Raw genomic sequence first — 14,077 nt, 5'->3', positions numbered from 1 at the left:
GGATCGAGTTATATCTTCTTCAGCTTTATCGCAGGAAGTAGAGCTGATGCTGTTGGTTTCATGGCTTGGTATGTCATTGGTGTCAGGGGGGATCATTTTTGTTGAATGCATTGGGAAGGAGAAATAGTTGTATACCATTTATTTCACCTGACTTAGAAGGTAAGATAAGATCCGTTTTACGCGCATCGTTAGATATCCAAGCAAGGCGGACACGACAATCGCAAATGGGATACTCCATGCTGCAGGGAGTTTGATGTTGTGCCAGATGAACATTTGGAACTGTTCGAAACCAAATGTATTTAAAATGCCGGCCAGTAAAGTGAGAACAATGACGGTAATAAATCCGCCATAAAGGATAGCAAACACAAGAATTGCCGGTGACAATAATAACAAACGAAGTGATTTAGGATACTTCAGCATCTATTTCATCTCCTTATCATGTTTATGGATTAATGAAACTTGCAGCAATACTGGTCACGGACTTGGTTGCAGTTGAAATTTTTATTTGGCGAGGGCGGATCACTCCCTATACTTTAATTATAATATATTTTAATAACTAAAACATATTATAATTAAAGTATAATGATTGCTGTCCTGTCAATAGGCATAAAAAAAGATCTCCAGCTCGGAGATCTTTTTTATATAATGATTTTCTGCAGTAAAGCATTTACTTCTGTCAGAACTGCAGCCATGTCCTGCAGTTTTTTTGACTGGAATTTCAAGAAAAGGTCTTCTACTTTGGCGTGGCCTGTCGCGGTTAGAACCATCTGCACAACTCTTCGGTCTTTATCTTCTCGTTTTCGTTCTACAAGCCCCATTTTTTCCATTTTGTCACACATGGACGTAGCTGCACCAGGTGTGATATGAAAAAGATCGGAGATAGCGGTGACCTTCATGCCGTCTGTAAGCTTCAGTTGGAGCAGGAGGAGTAAATGGTTCTCGGAGAGAGCTTCGCCTTCTGTCAGCAAATTGATGAATGCTCTTGATTTTTGCTGGATACCAAGTATGGAGCTCATGATGTTTTCTATATCAGCTGTTGTCTGTTTTTCTGTCATGCTATCACTGCCTAGCTGTGTATTTGTTATTTGCATTATAGCGTACCTCCAAACTCGTTAGCTAGGCTTTACTCATGTCCTGTCTATATTGGCTTGGTGATAAGCCGTATTTCGCTTTGAAGCTTTTCGAGAAATAGCCTTGTCTTGTAAAACCAACTTCTCCCGCAATTTGCTGCAAAGACCAGTCTGTTGTTATAAGAAGCAAGCGTGCTTGGTGTAATCGGTAAGCTGCTAAGTATGCAAGCGGAGTGCAAGAAAAAGCTTGTTTCATACATCTGGCCAAGTAGTTTTCATGCACATGGAAGTGCTGTGCCAGGGTGGCATTCGTGATGTGTTGGTTGTAATGCTGTTTTAGATACATTTCAACTTGTTCCGCTAATCGCAATGAGGTGTGCTGTGGCATTGGATTATAAGATAAATGCTGCAGCACTTGCATGAACAATTGCTGTGTCTCCCAAAAAGCAAAAGAACTCGGCTGGGTGGTGGATTGCAGCAGGCGTTCTACCGTTTTGAACAGCGCATTCCGGTGAGGTATTTGCTGATATTTTGGAAGATGTATCGTTGCATGCTCTGTATGGTAATGCAGCGACGATATAGTCTGAGCCGGTAAGATAGGGTCACAAGCAGGCTGCTCCGTCCAGCGGGATGAGCTTTGCATATGCAGCCAATAAAATGTCGTATCTGATGCGCAGCGAGCGGTTGGATAATGATATTTGTTCGGCTCAAGAATTAATGCATCGCCGGCAGAAATGTCCCATTGCGATGCTTCTTCACCGATACATAAAGTACCCTTTCGGATGAGGATGATATCGAATAATCCTAATTTTCTTCTCGCAGGATGCTGCTGTCCTTTGTGAAAGGTCGTGCTGTTTCCTTCCACGAAATATGGCAGTGGTGGAGCTGAAAATGATAGATAGGATTTCTCCATTTCCGTGTCGCCGCCTTTTGGGTGAAATAGTGTAAATCCAAGTTGAATCTGGTTCTATGTCACTTCTATTGTAGATGCTAATCTGTATTTTGAAAACGCTTAACTTCAGTATGCAGGAGGAGTGTGTGATATGGAAATTTCATGTGTGAATAAGAACCAAAAAGTAATTGTAGAGGATGCCTTCTGGACGAATTATAAGCAGCTTGTAGCTGAACAGGTTATCCCATATCAATGGAAAGCATTGAACGATCAGCTTCCGGATACCGCTCCGAGCCATGCTATCGAAAATTTCCGCATCGTAGCTGGGGAAGCAGCGGGCGAGTATTATGGAACTGTCTTTCAGGATAGTGACGTGGCGAAATGGCTGGAGACAGTTGCTTATAGCTTGCGAAGCTTCCCAAACCCGGAATTGGAAGAAGCGGCAGATGAAGTCATAGCGTTAATAGGAAGAGCGCAGGCAGACGACGGATACTTGAACACTTATTATATGCTGGTGGAGCCTGATAACAGATGGACAAATTTGCGGGATAACCATGAACTGTATTGTGCAGGTCACTTGATTGAAGCTGCGGTTGCCTACTATGAAACGACTGGCAAGCGTGCGTTTATTGAGATTATAGAGAACTATGTAGAGTTGATTCGGAGTACGTTCGGAATAGAAGACGGAAAGCTGCAGGGCTACCCGGGACATTCGGAAATCGAGCTGGCATTGCTTCGATTATTTGATGCTACAGGGAATCGAGAGCATCTGGAGCTTGCAGCATATTTCATTGAGCAGCGCGGGCAGGAGCCGCATTATTTTGATATGGAAAAGGAGCGGCGTCATACCTTAGGTGCCCCGCCGACGTGGAATGATCAGAATACTAATTTTGGCCTCGGCTATGCCTATATGCAAGCGCATCTTCCTGTGCGGCAGCAGGAGGAAGCGGTCGGACATTCTGTAAGAGCGGTGTATTTATATGCAGCAATGGCTTATCTTGCACGGAAAACAAATGATGCGGAGCTGCAAGCGGTGTGTGATACGTTATGGGATGATGTGACAAAGCGAAAAATGTATATAACAGGTGGCCTCGGCTCAGCTGTTAATGGGGAAGCCTTTACTGATGCATATGATTTGCCGAATGACAGCATGTACTGTGAAACATGTGCATCCGTCGGACTAGTCTTCTGGGCTAAGCAGATGCTCTTGCTCTCCCCAGACAGAAAATATGCAGACGTGCTGGAAAGGGCAATCTATAATGGGACGATTAGCGGGATGGACTTGGATGGTAAACGATTTTTTTATGTGAATCCGCTGGAAGTGAATGCGTATCAAGCTGGACGCAAGGATCAAGAGCATGTGAAACAGGTGCGGCAGAAGTGGTTTGCCTGTGCATGCTGTCCGCCAAATCTTGCTCGAATGATTGCGTCCATTGAGGATTATGCCTACACGCAGACAGAGGATACCTTATACACACATCTTTATATGGCTGGAAGTGTGGAAACCAAGATTGGTGAACTGCCTATTAAGCTCACACAAAAACATCAGTATCCATGGGATGCTCGTATTAGCGTAACAGTAGAAGAAAAAGGGCAATTCAAGCTGGCATTTCGGATTCCAGGCTGGTGTGAGAACGCGAAAGCATCCGTGAATGGGGAGACTGTTGCAGCTGACGATCTGGTAAACGGCTATCTAGTATTAGAACGAATGTGGGAGAAGGGTGATCAGGTTGAGCTGTTTCTGCCGCAGCCAGTGATGCGTGTATATAGCAATCCGAAAATCGGAATGAATCAAGGCCAGGTTGCCTTGCAGCGCGGGCCGGTCGTCTACTGTCTGGAGGAAGTGGATAACGGTAAGAGTCTTGCTGGATTAAAGCTTCCACGAGAGAGCGAAATCACGGCAGCTTTTGAAGAAGAAGTTTTAAACGGAGTAGTGGTGTTAGAGGCAGAGGGGGTGAAAGCAGCAGAATCAGACGTGCTTTATCAGGCTGATTCGCCTTCCCTGGAACCTGTGAAATTACGTGCTATTCCCTATTATGCTTGGTGTAATAGACAAGCAGGTGAGATGCGTATTTGGATACATGAAGTTTAAAAAGGGCTGCCGGTTACCGGCAGCCTCTCATAAATTCTCCATTAAACGCTTCGCGATCCGTTCGTAGTCATCCCGATCGATGCCAGGAGCGAATTCCTCCGGCAGCTCTTCCAAGTCCGGAATCGGACCGCCCCGCGGCGCGCCCTGTTTAACAACTAGCTGACTGCCGTTTTCAGGGTTTTCTCCTTTCCAAATTTTGCGGATGTCCGCATATTCGCCCATGTCATTCCAGGTGAATAGGATATTTCCTAGTCCTTGCTGCTCGAACTTACGGGCATGGTCAAACTTCGTGTTGGAGAGATCCGGAATAGGCACTAGTTTCGAAACGTCTACACCTGTGGCTATCTCCAATGCTTTCGCATATGCCAAAACATGCGTACCGCCGCGCACGAGCAAGTAACCAATCATTTCCCGAGCTGTTTCGTGTTCTGTCATTTCATATACACGCATCTTGTGTGTCCGTGCTCCGCACTCCAGGAAGAAGTTGTGCAGGAGATCCAGTACGAGATTTCCGCTGGAGAAGACATTGTCTCCTGTCCAAGGTCTGCCCATCGAGTCTCCTGCCAATGCTGTTTGTGCCGTAGCGATAAATTGATATGTATTACGGCTGTCTTTACCGGTTCTGAGAGGCGTAACATCAGGATCTCCGGTATAGAATGTATTGCCGCGGGATAAGAGATTGATTGTATTGGCAACGAGCTCCACATGTCCGAATTCCTCAGCAGTGATACTTGCAACTAAGTCATAGAAGGGCTTCAGTTTTTTCTTGTTGCGAAAGTTGAAGGATTGATACATATAGTTATTCAAGGTCGACATTTCGCCGAACTTCCCGCCGAGCAGTTCCTGGACAGCGGCAGCAGCATTGGGATCCCCGTGCTCAGGGATAGGCAAGTCGATGGCAAGTCTGTTTTCGCGTTTAATCATCTGCTTTCCTCCTTATCCTCTTGGTATGACCCAGACAATTTGAGCAGTACGGATAAAAAAAGACGACCCTCCCGACTCGACGACAATATGATCAGGACGCACTGTTGTCAGTTTTCCTGTGACGGATCCGCGCACGGTTTCAACTACAATTTGTTTGTTTCTGACTCCTTGTAACGTTTGATACACATACGGATCCACGCTGCTCACGTAGGTCGTTTGCTGAGGCTGATTCATGCGATCGCTCCTTTATAAGTAGAAACGCTATACTTTATGCGGATAATGTATGTCCTCATTCGTTTATTCAAGAAGATAAATAACCTGTGTCTCGACGAGACACAGGTTAAGTTAATTGTTATAGAAGCACAAATTACCTTTTCCATTTGTTTTTACTTTATACATTGCTTGATCTGCGCGCTTCATAAGTTCTGTCCATGTTCGTCCATTGTTAGGATAAAGCGAGATTCCTATACTTGGAAGACATTGTATTTCGTATCCATCGATAAGATGAACCTCTCGGAGCGAGAGGAGGATATCTTTTGCCAGTTTGTGAGTTTCCTCCTGACTCGTGAGCGGGTTTAGTAGAATTGTAAATTCATCCCCACCATTACGAGCTGCAATATCAGACCTCCTAATACAAGCTTTTAGTCTTTGTGCGACAGACTGCAGCAGTTTATCTCCTATATCATGGCCCAATGTATCATTAACTTTTTTGAAATTATCTAAATCAATGAACAAAATAGCAAACTGTGATTTGTTTTCGGAAATAGCTTTTTTAGAAGATTCCTCAAAAAGAGCGCGATTAGCTAAGCCTGTCAGCGGATCATGATAGGCAAGGAAGTGGATCTTTTCCTCATTTTTCTTCTCAACAGTAATATCTTTACCGATACCGAATATTCCAACCAGCTTATCCTTTATCATAATAGGGATATTCGTCATACTTATGTGGTGGAATTTACCAATCTTATTGCGCAGAGTGAATTCATAGGCGAGAGGTTTACCATTCTTCATCTGAGCAATCTTGTTGTTGACGATCGGCTGATCTTTACTTTCAGCAAAGGAGGCACTAGCTAAACCGATCAACTCCTCCTGTCTATAGCCTAGTAAATCCATGCCTGCTTTGTTGGTGCCTTGAATTCGTCCATTAAGATCAAGCGAGAAAACGGAATCAGGATGATGCTCAAATAATGATTTGTATTTTTGTTCACTCATTTCCAGAGCATCTGCTTTAGATGAGATCTCCTGCAGAAGCTTCTGATTTTCCATAATGATAGACCACTGTCTTGCTATAACAAGTGTGATAGCCATACCCGCACCAAGGCTTACAGCATTTAGCCGAGAGGAGTGAGCAATCAAGAAAGCAAATAACAGAACTACACTCAAGTATGGATAGGCAAGCTTCCAGATGCTTATACGCCCTGAGATAGATTCACCTACGTTATAAGATGCATCCTTCTGTGACATCCAGCCAGCATAACCTATGAATAGATTGGCAAGCATAAATAACGGATCAAGCCAACTGCCGGAATAGTAACTATCAATAGAAACAAGATAAAGATAAATGGAGTCCGTAATAATCTGGATCTGTAAACCGAAGAAAATGAGTCGCACAACAGGGCTGGACAGCAAATTCTTTGTATAATAAAGCGAGAAAGCACCGAATAATAAAGCGAGATCTCCGACTGGATAGGCCAAGGATACACCTAGTGAAAATGTAGATACATCTCCTGCACGTACCATTGGATCAATGATAAAGTGCCAGCTGAAGGTGGATGCAACAGTCATGATAATTAGAACATCAAATAGAAAAGAAAAGCGCTGATTTTTTCTTCTGTCTGCCCAAATCTTATAAAAGAAAGCAATCAGATAGAGAAGATATTGCAGCAAATAGCATACATCTGGCGGTCCTGGAAATGGCACTTCCTGATGAATCAGATTCTCCGTGAACAGCCATATAAGTTCAGCGAGAAAGCCATTCAACATACCCGCTGCCATGCATATCCAAAAGAGGCGATCAGTCGTCTTACTCTTTCGCCTAGCCGCTTGTACCAGCCAAAAAGCTGCTATAAGGCAGGCAAATATACTTAGCAAGTTACCTCCCCAAGTTAAAACGATCTCACTTTTATGGAAATGGAGAATCCAACCATAATAGATAATTACATAAACGATGATAAAGGCTAACGGCCGCCGTACTAGTCTATGATGATGCATCAGCGTTCCCCTCAATGTTGTTTTTCTGTATCATACCCAGATTCACCAATTACGTAAAGGTTAATTTCAGGCATCTATTTTTGTGGATTGTCTAGTCTGTGCTAAAATCAATTAATGTGAAAAGGGGTGTCACAATGAAAATTGAAGTATGGTCAGATTTTGTCTGTCCTTTCTGTTATATAGGGAAACGAAGGCTGGAACTTGCGCTGGAGAAATTCGAGCACAAGGACAGTGTAGAAATAGAGTTTAAGAGCTTTGAGCTGGATCCGAATGCTGGAGTGTACAATGGAAAAAGCATCCACGAAGCACTTGCGGAGAAGTACGGCATGACGATCGAGCAGGCGAAGGTAAACAACCTGCAAATCGGACAGCACGCAGCTGAAGTTGGGCTTACATTCAATTTTGAGGAAATGAAGCCGACGAATACATTACATGCACATCGCTTGGCTAAGTTTGCCGAAACAAAAGGCAAAGAAAAGGCGATTACCGAAAAACTGCTGTATGCATATTTCACGGAATCGAAAAACCTTAGTGAAAAAGAAACGCTGCTGGATGTTGCAGAAGCTTCTGGATTGGATCGCAAAGAAGCAGCGGAGATTTTGGATAATGAATCACTTCACTTGGATGAGGTAAGAGCAGATGAACGATTGGCCCAGCAATACGGCATCACGGGTGTGCCTTTCTTTATCTTCAATAATAAGTACACAATCTCTGGTGCACAGCCTATGGAAACATTCATCGGTGCGTTGAATCAGGTTTGGAAAGAAGAAAACGAACAGCCGAAATTCAAGAATTTCGGATCTGATGATGCTGGTGTGTGCACAGACGATAACTGTTCGATATAAGTTGGATTAGATAGACCTGCATATTTGCAGGTCTATTTTTATGTTTCCGAAAAGTATTGGTACGGTATGGCCTATTAGATGGAAGATAAAGCATCATATTGGAGCATATGTAAGAACGCGCTACTTATTTTCGGTTCTGCCAAACTGAGCCGAGTCTATCCTGCTTAACAGCGGCTGATGCTATTTTCACTCGATGTGGATATGCTGTAGCATTATAAAAGTGAGTTTTGTGAAACAGCTGAACGGGTAGGGAAATAAAGTTGTACTTTTGTTCAGCGAAAATAAACGACCTCAGGTCGAAGGAGTGGTTTGTTGGAAACCGATAATAAGAAGACTATTAAGAAACCATCTTTTATGTACGCATTAATGATGCTCTTGTCCATCGTGGCAGTAGTATCTGTGGGAATTCTGGCATTTGATGCACCGATTCAAATACTGATGTTTATCAGCATGCTAGTCATCATTCCTTATATGATGGGGCTGGGATTCAACTATCAGCAGATAGAGAAGTCCATGGTCAAATCTATGAGTAAGGCATTGATGCCAGGAATCATCTTGCTGACCGTCGGCATTTTAATCGGTGCATGGATCGCATCCGGAACTGTGCCTACTTTAGTCTATTATGGTGTGCAGGCAATCACACCTGAATTCTTCTTAGTGACAACGTTGTTGTTCTGTTCTCTTGTATCTGTCGCAACAGGTACTAGCTGGGGAACGGTTGGTACAGCTGGTGTGGCAATGATGGGTGTTGGTACGGCACTTGGTATACCGGTTGGTTTAATCGGCGGGGCGATAGTCAGTGGGGCATTCTTCGGTGATAAGATGTCTCCATTATCTGATACGACAAACCTGGCACCGGCTGTGACAGGTGGAAACATCTTCCGGCACATTAAGCATATGCTTTGGACAACTGTACCGTCTTATATTATTACTGCGGGTATCTTCACCTTTATCGGCATGCGCTACCAGGGCAGTAGTACTAATTCTAGTGATGTAAATCAACTGACATCTTACTTAGCTGATAATTTTAATCTCGGGATTGTTCCTCTAATTCCGATTGTTGTCCTTATAGTTTTACTGGCAATGAAGAAACCAGCTATTCCTGCAATATTTGCAGGAGCTGCAGCTGGAGGGGTTATTGCGATCTTTTACCAAGGATTCAGCTTTGTAGATACATTGGCTACCTTCTATGGCGGTTATACTGTAGAATCCGGTATTACTGTCGTTGATGAACTTCTGCATCAAGGTGGTTTGACGAGTATGCTTGAGCTTATTGCGTTGTTCCTCTTTGCGCTCGGAGTAGGAGGCATGCTGGCTGATGCTGGTGTGCTCGAAGCATTGATAGCTTCCTTTGCGATGAAGATTAAGCATACAGGTGTATTAACGGTGGTTACTGTCATTGTCAGCTATGTCATGCTTGCGGTTGGCGGTTCGGTGTATTTCTCGACGGTCATGGGAGGTACGCTGATGCGGCCGATCTTTGATCGTTTGAACTTGGAACCTGAGAACCTATCCCGTATCCTGGAGGATACAGGTACGCAGGGAGCACCGCTTGTTCCTTGGACCGGCGGCGGTATTTATACTGCTGGGGCACTTGGTATTGCAACAGTAACGTATCTGCCATTTTGCTTCCTTGCTTTTATCACACCGATATTCACGCTGTTCTACGGAATTACCGGTTTGACAATGAAGGAAAAGAAAAATGCAAAACAAAATAAGGATTCAAAATTAAAAGTGGCAGAAGCATAACAAGCAGTGAGCACTACCTTGACAGGGTAGTGCTCTTTTTAATGGTTGACTGGAGGAGTGTGCATCTTCGGGTTCTTCAAACTGATATGAAGACGCTTTGAGGGTGAAATAGATGCAAAGAAGACTTGATTCAAACCAATGATGTTTTGTTCAGCTAATTGTTTTCTTAGCCATTCTTCATCCAAATGGAAGTGCGTCAAAATATCGCGGTGTATGTATCCTTCGGAAATGACAGGAAAGGCAATCGCTGATGTGTGCTGCCGGAGTTGAAGGTCTTCCCTTGTTACAGGCAGTTTGCTAGGTTTTTTTAAGACACTTAGCGTGCCGTTTGGTTCGACTACTGCTGTCTCTACGTCTCGTATATCGAAAACATCTTTCTGGCGCAGCATAAACAATATATTGTCTATGGAATATTGGATTTTCTGCATATTCTCACGAAGTAAAATTCCGTCTTGAATGACGATTGTAGGACCGAGTGTCAGCAGCTTGCCGATTTTACGATTAGATATTTTCCACTTCACGATTGCTTTTTGGAATAAGCCAATGGCGATTATAGCAACGGCTGTAGGCAAATGTTCAATTTCTGGATCGGCAATATCAGCACCAACGAGTGCTCCTAAGATGACGATGATGAGAAAGTCGAAGACCGGCATTTCACCAATTGCTCGTTTACCCATGTATAAGGTAACAACTAGCATTAACGGAATGATGGTAATAATCCGACCGATAACAATTAAATTATCATGGATAAAATCAGTCATAGTATGCCCCTTTCTACCATTCAGCCTTGCCAGTCAGATAAAATACCAAACAGATAGACTCAATTTAATGAAACGATGATGCTGCTGATTCGTAAAAGCCGGGGAGGTGTTTAGCATGCAAAAGCGAGAAGTATTGTTTGATATGGGGAAATTACAAAAACAAGCGATGTACCTGACGATTGGATTGATGTTCGCAGCTAGTTTTATTTATTTGGCTATTTACGGATTGGAGTTCCGCATAAGCCTTTTTGGTCTTTTACTATTTTTTCTGCTAGTGGTTTTAGGAATCATCCTGCATGAGCTCTTGCATGGATTCGGATTTATCGTATTTGGGAAAGCAAAACTTAGACAAATTAAGTACGGAATCTCCTGGAAAGACGGCGCTGCTTATGCACATTGCATGATTCCAATTAAAGTGAGTGCTTACCGTGTCGCATTACTTTTGCCTGTGATTCTGACAGGTCTGATTCCGTTAGTGATTTCATTTATCATCGGAAATGGAGTACTCCTTACTGTTTCCGTAATCCTGACAGCTGGAGGTATAGGCGATTGGCTGATCTTTCGCAGTCTGAGGAAATATAAAGCAAGCCAGTTCGTGAAGGATCATCCGACAAAGGTTGGCTATTTTATTTACACAGATACTGCTGATGAGGGCGGGAAAACTACATGATGTATTTCTTATTATGTAATGACCTCTTCTACGATGATTTTATAGATAATTTCGTGGTGGCTGACGGTAAACGATTGATTTCTGATCCGGATTGCACGATGGATTACATTTACCACTATCATTGGAATAAACAGGCGGATTTGTAGGCGGATGAATAGTAAATGGTAAAAATTGAGATGCTGTTCAGGCATAAATTCTTTTGATTCGGGGTATGGAAGAGTACGGATAAAAGAAGCATTGCTTAGGAGGCATTTCATATGACTATACAACCAATTGATACGACTAATATTGCAAAGGGCATCGGGCCGAATGTTTCGCCGGAAGCCTTTACTAATGATAAACGTAAGGTATTCCTATTCGGTTCTCCGAGCTATACAAATATCGGAGACCAGGCAATTGCCTATAGCATCGAGAAATTCATCCAAAGCCGATTCCCTTATTACGAGTACATTGAAATAATGGATTATGCGACAGATGAGGGAATTGAGTTTGTTAAAGGTATCATCCATGAAGATGATATCGTCATGTTCACAGGCGGCGGAAACCTTGGCAGCCTATATCTGGATATTGAAGAAGATCGACGGAAGGTCTTCGCTGCTTTCAAGGATTATAAATCCATCTCTATGCCACAGTCAGTGTTCTTTGAGGACAATGAGCATGGGGAAGAGGAGAAAAAGAAAACCCAGGAAGCGTATCATCAGAACAAAAACCTGGTTATTGCTGCCAGAGAATCGCAAACCTTGGATGTTGTAAGAAATACATTCGAGTCAGAAGTAATGTATACACCTGATATGGTAATGTCACTCGATGTTGTACCTCGTGAGCAGGAGCGGGAAGGGGTTATGTTCTTCCTGAGAGCTGATAAAGAAAAGGTGATGGAAGAAGACTTTGTTTCCGAGCTAATGGAATGGACAAAGAAATTTGGATCTGTTGATCGTACAGATACAGTTCTTGATGAAAACATCGTACCTAACATTGATTATGCAGACAGAGAAAAGCATTTTTTCGAGATGCTTGATCTGATCAGCTCTAAAAAATTGATCATTACTGACCGCTTGCATGCGATGGTATTCTCCATCATCACGAAAACCCCTTGTCTTGTCTTCGGAAACAGCTACGGCAAGGCGAAGCACTCCTACCGTGACTGGCTGGACTCTATCAACTTTGTTGAGTATACAGATTCCAAAGACGTGGAGTTGTTGGAAAAGATGGTAGAGAAGCTGATGAAGGCAGAACCAAATGAAGTAGATCTGCGTAAAGACTTTAAACCGTTAGTTGACTTCTTCAGCAGCTAATAGAAAAGCTAGAATCTTAGGATTCTAGCTTTTTTATGTCTTTGCATAATCAAGCTATAAATTTTATTAATATACGGTTGTATTATTATATGAATCGTTGTATATTTATTAAACAATATACAACGAAGATTCTTCCTTAAAGGAGTACAGCCAGATGAACAGCTTACAAGATTCGCAGCAGCAAGCTGCTAACAAAAAGAAACCAAAACATTTCAATGTCTACGTGATGATTTTCGCATTCATCATCGTGGCAGCAATATTAACATATATTATTCCAGGCGGATCGTATGACCGTGTGGATCAGGATGGCCGCAGTGTTATCCTCCCAGAAACATTCCATTACATCGATGGAGAAAATGTCGGTCTTCTCGGCATATTCAATAGCATTCACACTGGTATGGTGAATGGAGCTAATATTATTTTCTTCGTCCTGATTGTCGGAGGAGCATTTGGGATTTTCACTGCCACTGGAGCGCTTGATGCTTTTATTTATATGCTGTCCAGAAAGATGGCGAACAAAGAGAAGCTGCTTATCCCTGTATTGATGCTGTTCTTTGCAGCAGCTGGAGCATTAATGGGAATGTCAGATGAAACTATCGTGTATGTAGCTATTTTGGCCCCTATGGCTATAGCACTTGGATTCGATGCATTGACCGGATTTGCCATTGTTGTACTCGGCGCAGGTGTCGGTTTTACAGCAGCAGTCATGAACCCGTTCACAGTCGGAATTGCGCAAGGCATTTCTGAACTGCCAACCTTCTCCGGAATCGGTTTCCGGATTGTACTTTTCGTTATCCTATATCTTGCGGCTGTCTTCTATGTGATACGCTATGCAAGCAAAGTGAAAAAGAACCCAGAGCTTGGTGAATACGGAAAGTTCGGCAGAAAAGCTGATACTTCCGCTCTTAACAAGACGCAGAAAATGACTACTCGTCACAAGCTTGTTCTATCAGCATTCTTGATTAATTACGTCGTATTGATTATCGGTGTATTGAAATACGGCTGGTACATTACAGAGATTGCTGGGTTATTCCTGCTGTTCGGTGTGGTGATGGGTATCCTCGGAGGGATTTCTTTCTCTGGTATTGCTGATAACTTCATCCTTGGAGCGAAGGACCTGCTTGGCGGCGCATTGATCATCGGATTTGCGCAGGCAATTCTTGTCATCTTCAACACATCAGGAATGATGGACACGCTGCTGTATCATGCTTCCAACGCACTTGGAATGATTCCTGCTGCACTTTCTGCAGTTGGTATGCTATTCCTGCAGATGGGCATCAATTTCTTCGTCCCTTCCGGAAGCGGACAAGCAGCTTTGACGATGCCGCTTATGGCGCCATTGTCTGATATGATAGGTGTAACAAGGCAGACAGCTGTATTAGCCTATCAGTTTGGGGACGGTATCTCCAACACTATCTTGCCGACTGGCAATATTATCGCTCTGCTTGCAATCGCAGGCATTGGTTATGGGAAATGGGTGAAGTGGTTCCTGCCATTCTTCCTTATCCAAATCGGCATTGCCATTATCGCGCTGATCATAGCCCAATTAATTCAATACGGACCGTTTTAAT

At 43.2% G+C, this 14,077-nt stretch carries 14 protein-coding genes; 7 read left to right on the top strand and 7 right to left on the bottom strand.

The features are described from left to right. Positions 1-138: 138 nt before the first annotated feature. The 3 genes from ABXS78_RS16135 to ABXS78_RS16125 all read right to left on the bottom strand — a co-directional run bounded on the left by ABXS78_RS16135 (position 139) and on the right by ABXS78_RS16125 (position 1,983). Positions 139-420 (bottom strand): hypothetical protein, encoded by a 282-nt coding sequence (locus ABXS78_RS16135; RefSeq protein WP_366248063.1) that lies wholly within the window; start codon positions 418-420, stop codon positions 139-141. A gap of 218 nt (positions 421-638) precedes the next feature. Beyond that, entirely contained in the window at positions 639-1,091 is a 453-nt protein-coding gene (locus ABXS78_RS16130) for a MarR family transcriptional regulator (protein WP_366248062.1), read from the bottom strand. A gap of 25 nt (positions 1,092-1,116) precedes the next feature. Continuing rightward, entirely contained in the window at positions 1,117-1,983 is an 867-nt protein-coding gene (locus ABXS78_RS16125) for an AraC family transcriptional regulator (RefSeq protein WP_366248061.1), read from the bottom strand. A 130-nt stretch (positions 1,984-2,113) separates the two neighbouring features. Here ABXS78_RS16125 and ABXS78_RS16120 point away from each other — a divergent pair, with 130 nt between their 5' ends. Continuing rightward, positions 2,114-4,054 carry a beta-L-arabinofuranosidase domain-containing protein gene (locus tag ABXS78_RS16120; protein WP_366248060.1) on the top strand — a complete coding sequence of 647 codons (1,941 nt, stop codon included), beginning with the start codon at positions 2,114-2,116 and terminating at the stop codon, positions 4,052-4,054. Between the two features lie 27 nt (positions 4,055-4,081). Here the strand turns inward: ABXS78_RS16120 and ABXS78_RS16115 are convergent, their stop codons facing one another. From ABXS78_RS16115 to ABXS78_RS16105, 3 genes are all read right to left on the bottom strand, one after another. Continuing rightward, positions 4,082-4,978: a manganese catalase family protein gene (locus ABXS78_RS16115; protein WP_366248059.1), complete on the bottom strand. Its 897-nt coding sequence runs from the start codon at positions 4,976-4,978 to the stop codon at positions 4,082-4,084. Positions 4,979-4,990: 12 nt separating this feature from the next. Next, entirely contained in the window at positions 4,991-5,212 is a 222-nt protein-coding gene (locus tag ABXS78_RS16110) for a YuzF family protein (protein ID WP_095221494.1), read from the bottom strand. 111 nt (positions 5,213-5,323) lie between these two features. Next, positions 5,324-7,186 (bottom strand): DUF4084 domain-containing protein, encoded by a 1,863-nt coding sequence (locus tag ABXS78_RS16105; protein WP_366248058.1) that lies wholly within the window; start codon positions 7,184-7,186, stop codon positions 5,324-5,326. A gap of 134 nt (positions 7,187-7,320) precedes the next feature. Between ABXS78_RS16105 and ABXS78_RS16100 the strand changes: the two genes are divergently transcribed. Together ABXS78_RS16100 and nhaC are read left to right on the top strand one after the other, a co-directional pair. Then, positions 7,321-8,031, top strand: a complete 711-nt coding sequence (locus ABXS78_RS16100) for a DsbA family oxidoreductase (RefSeq protein WP_366248057.1) — start codon at positions 7,321-7,323, stop codon at positions 8,029-8,031. Between the two features lie 312 nt (positions 8,032-8,343). After that, a complete protein-coding gene (gene nhaC, locus ABXS78_RS16095; protein WP_366248056.1) occupies positions 8,344-9,780 on the top strand; it encodes a Na+/H+ antiporter NhaC in 1,437 nt (478 codons plus the stop codon). Between the two features lie 38 nt (positions 9,781-9,818). Here the strand turns inward: nhaC and ABXS78_RS16090 are convergent, their stop codons facing one another. Further along, positions 9,819-10,541: a DUF421 domain-containing protein gene (locus ABXS78_RS16090; protein WP_366248055.1), complete on the bottom strand. Its 723-nt coding sequence runs from the start codon at positions 10,539-10,541 to the stop codon at positions 9,819-9,821. A gap of 115 nt (positions 10,542-10,656) precedes the next feature. Between ABXS78_RS16090 and ABXS78_RS16085 the strand changes: the two genes are divergently transcribed. From ABXS78_RS16085 to ABXS78_RS16070, 4 genes are all read left to right on the top strand, one after another. Beyond that, positions 10,657-11,211, top strand: a complete 555-nt coding sequence (locus ABXS78_RS16085) for a DUF3267 domain-containing protein (RefSeq protein WP_366248054.1) — start codon at positions 10,657-10,659, stop codon at positions 11,209-11,211. Beyond that, complete coding sequence (locus ABXS78_RS16080; RefSeq protein WP_366248053.1) at positions 11,208-11,357, top strand: hypothetical protein; 150 nt, start codon at positions 11,208-11,210, stop codon at positions 11,355-11,357. Before ABXS78_RS16085 ends, ABXS78_RS16080 begins: the two co-directional genes overlap by 4 nt. Positions 11,358-11,468: 111 nt before the next feature. Next, the gene (locus tag ABXS78_RS16075) at positions 11,469-12,506 is read left to right on the top strand and encodes a polysaccharide pyruvyl transferase family protein (protein WP_366248052.1); all 1,038 of its coding nucleotides are present in this window, start codon (positions 11,469-11,471) and stop codon (positions 12,504-12,506) included. Between the two features lie 154 nt (positions 12,507-12,660). Then, a complete protein-coding gene (locus ABXS78_RS16070) occupies positions 12,661-14,076 on the top strand; it encodes a C4-dicarboxylate ABC transporter permease (protein ID WP_366248050.1) in 1,416 nt (471 codons plus the stop codon). Position 14,077 lies beyond the last annotated feature (1 nt).

Origin of the sequence: Terribacillus aidingensis, assembly GCF_040703035.1 — a bacterium.
Classification (GTDB): domain Bacteria; phylum Bacillota; class Bacilli; order Bacillales; family Amphibacillaceae; genus Terribacillus.
The sequence above is the reverse complement of the archived record's forward strand: the minus strand, read 5'-3'. Positions and strand labels throughout refer to the sequence as shown.

Bases quoted from the DNA above. Each gene is read 5' to 3' on its own strand.
- ABXS78_RS16135 (WP_366248063.1), bottom strand. From the start codon at position 420: ATGCTGAAGTATCCTAAATCACTTCGTTTGTTATTATTGTCACCGGCA.
- ABXS78_RS16130 (WP_366248062.1), bottom strand. From the start codon at position 1,091: ATGCAAATAACAAATACACAGCTAGGCAGTGATAGCATGACAGAAAAA.
- ABXS78_RS16125 (WP_366248061.1), bottom strand. From the start codon at position 1,983: ATGGAGAAATCCTATCTATCATTTTCAGCTCCACCACTGCCATATTTC.
- ABXS78_RS16120 (WP_366248060.1), top strand. From the start codon at position 2,114: ATGGAAATTTCATGTGTGAATAAGAACCAAAAAGTAATTGTAGAGGAT.
- ABXS78_RS16115 (WP_366248059.1), bottom strand. From the start codon at position 4,978: ATGATTAAACGCGAAAACAGACTTGCCATCGACTTGCCTATCCCTGAG.
- ABXS78_RS16110 (WP_095221494.1), bottom strand. From the start codon at position 5,212: ATGAATCAGCCTCAGCAAACGACCTACGTGAGCAGCGTGGATCCGTAT.
- ABXS78_RS16105 (WP_366248058.1), bottom strand. From the start codon at position 7,186: ATGCATCATCATAGACTAGTACGGCGGCCGTTAGCCTTTATCATCGTT.
- ABXS78_RS16100 (WP_366248057.1), top strand. From the start codon at position 7,321: ATGAAAATTGAAGTATGGTCAGATTTTGTCTGTCCTTTCTGTTATATA.
- ABXS78_RS16090 (WP_366248055.1), bottom strand. From the start codon at position 10,541: ATGACTGATTTTATCCATGATAATTTAATTGTTATCGGTCGGATTATT.
- ABXS78_RS16085 (WP_366248054.1), top strand. From the start codon at position 10,657: ATGCAAAAGCGAGAAGTATTGTTTGATATGGGGAAATTACAAAAACAA.
- ABXS78_RS16080 (WP_366248053.1), top strand. From the start codon at position 11,208: ATGATGTATTTCTTATTATGTAATGACCTCTTCTACGATGATTTTATA.
- ABXS78_RS16075 (WP_366248052.1), top strand. From the start codon at position 11,469: ATGACTATACAACCAATTGATACGACTAATATTGCAAAGGGCATCGGG.
- ABXS78_RS16070 (WP_366248050.1), top strand. From the start codon at position 12,661: ATGAACAGCTTACAAGATTCGCAGCAGCAAGCTGCTAACAAAAAGAAA.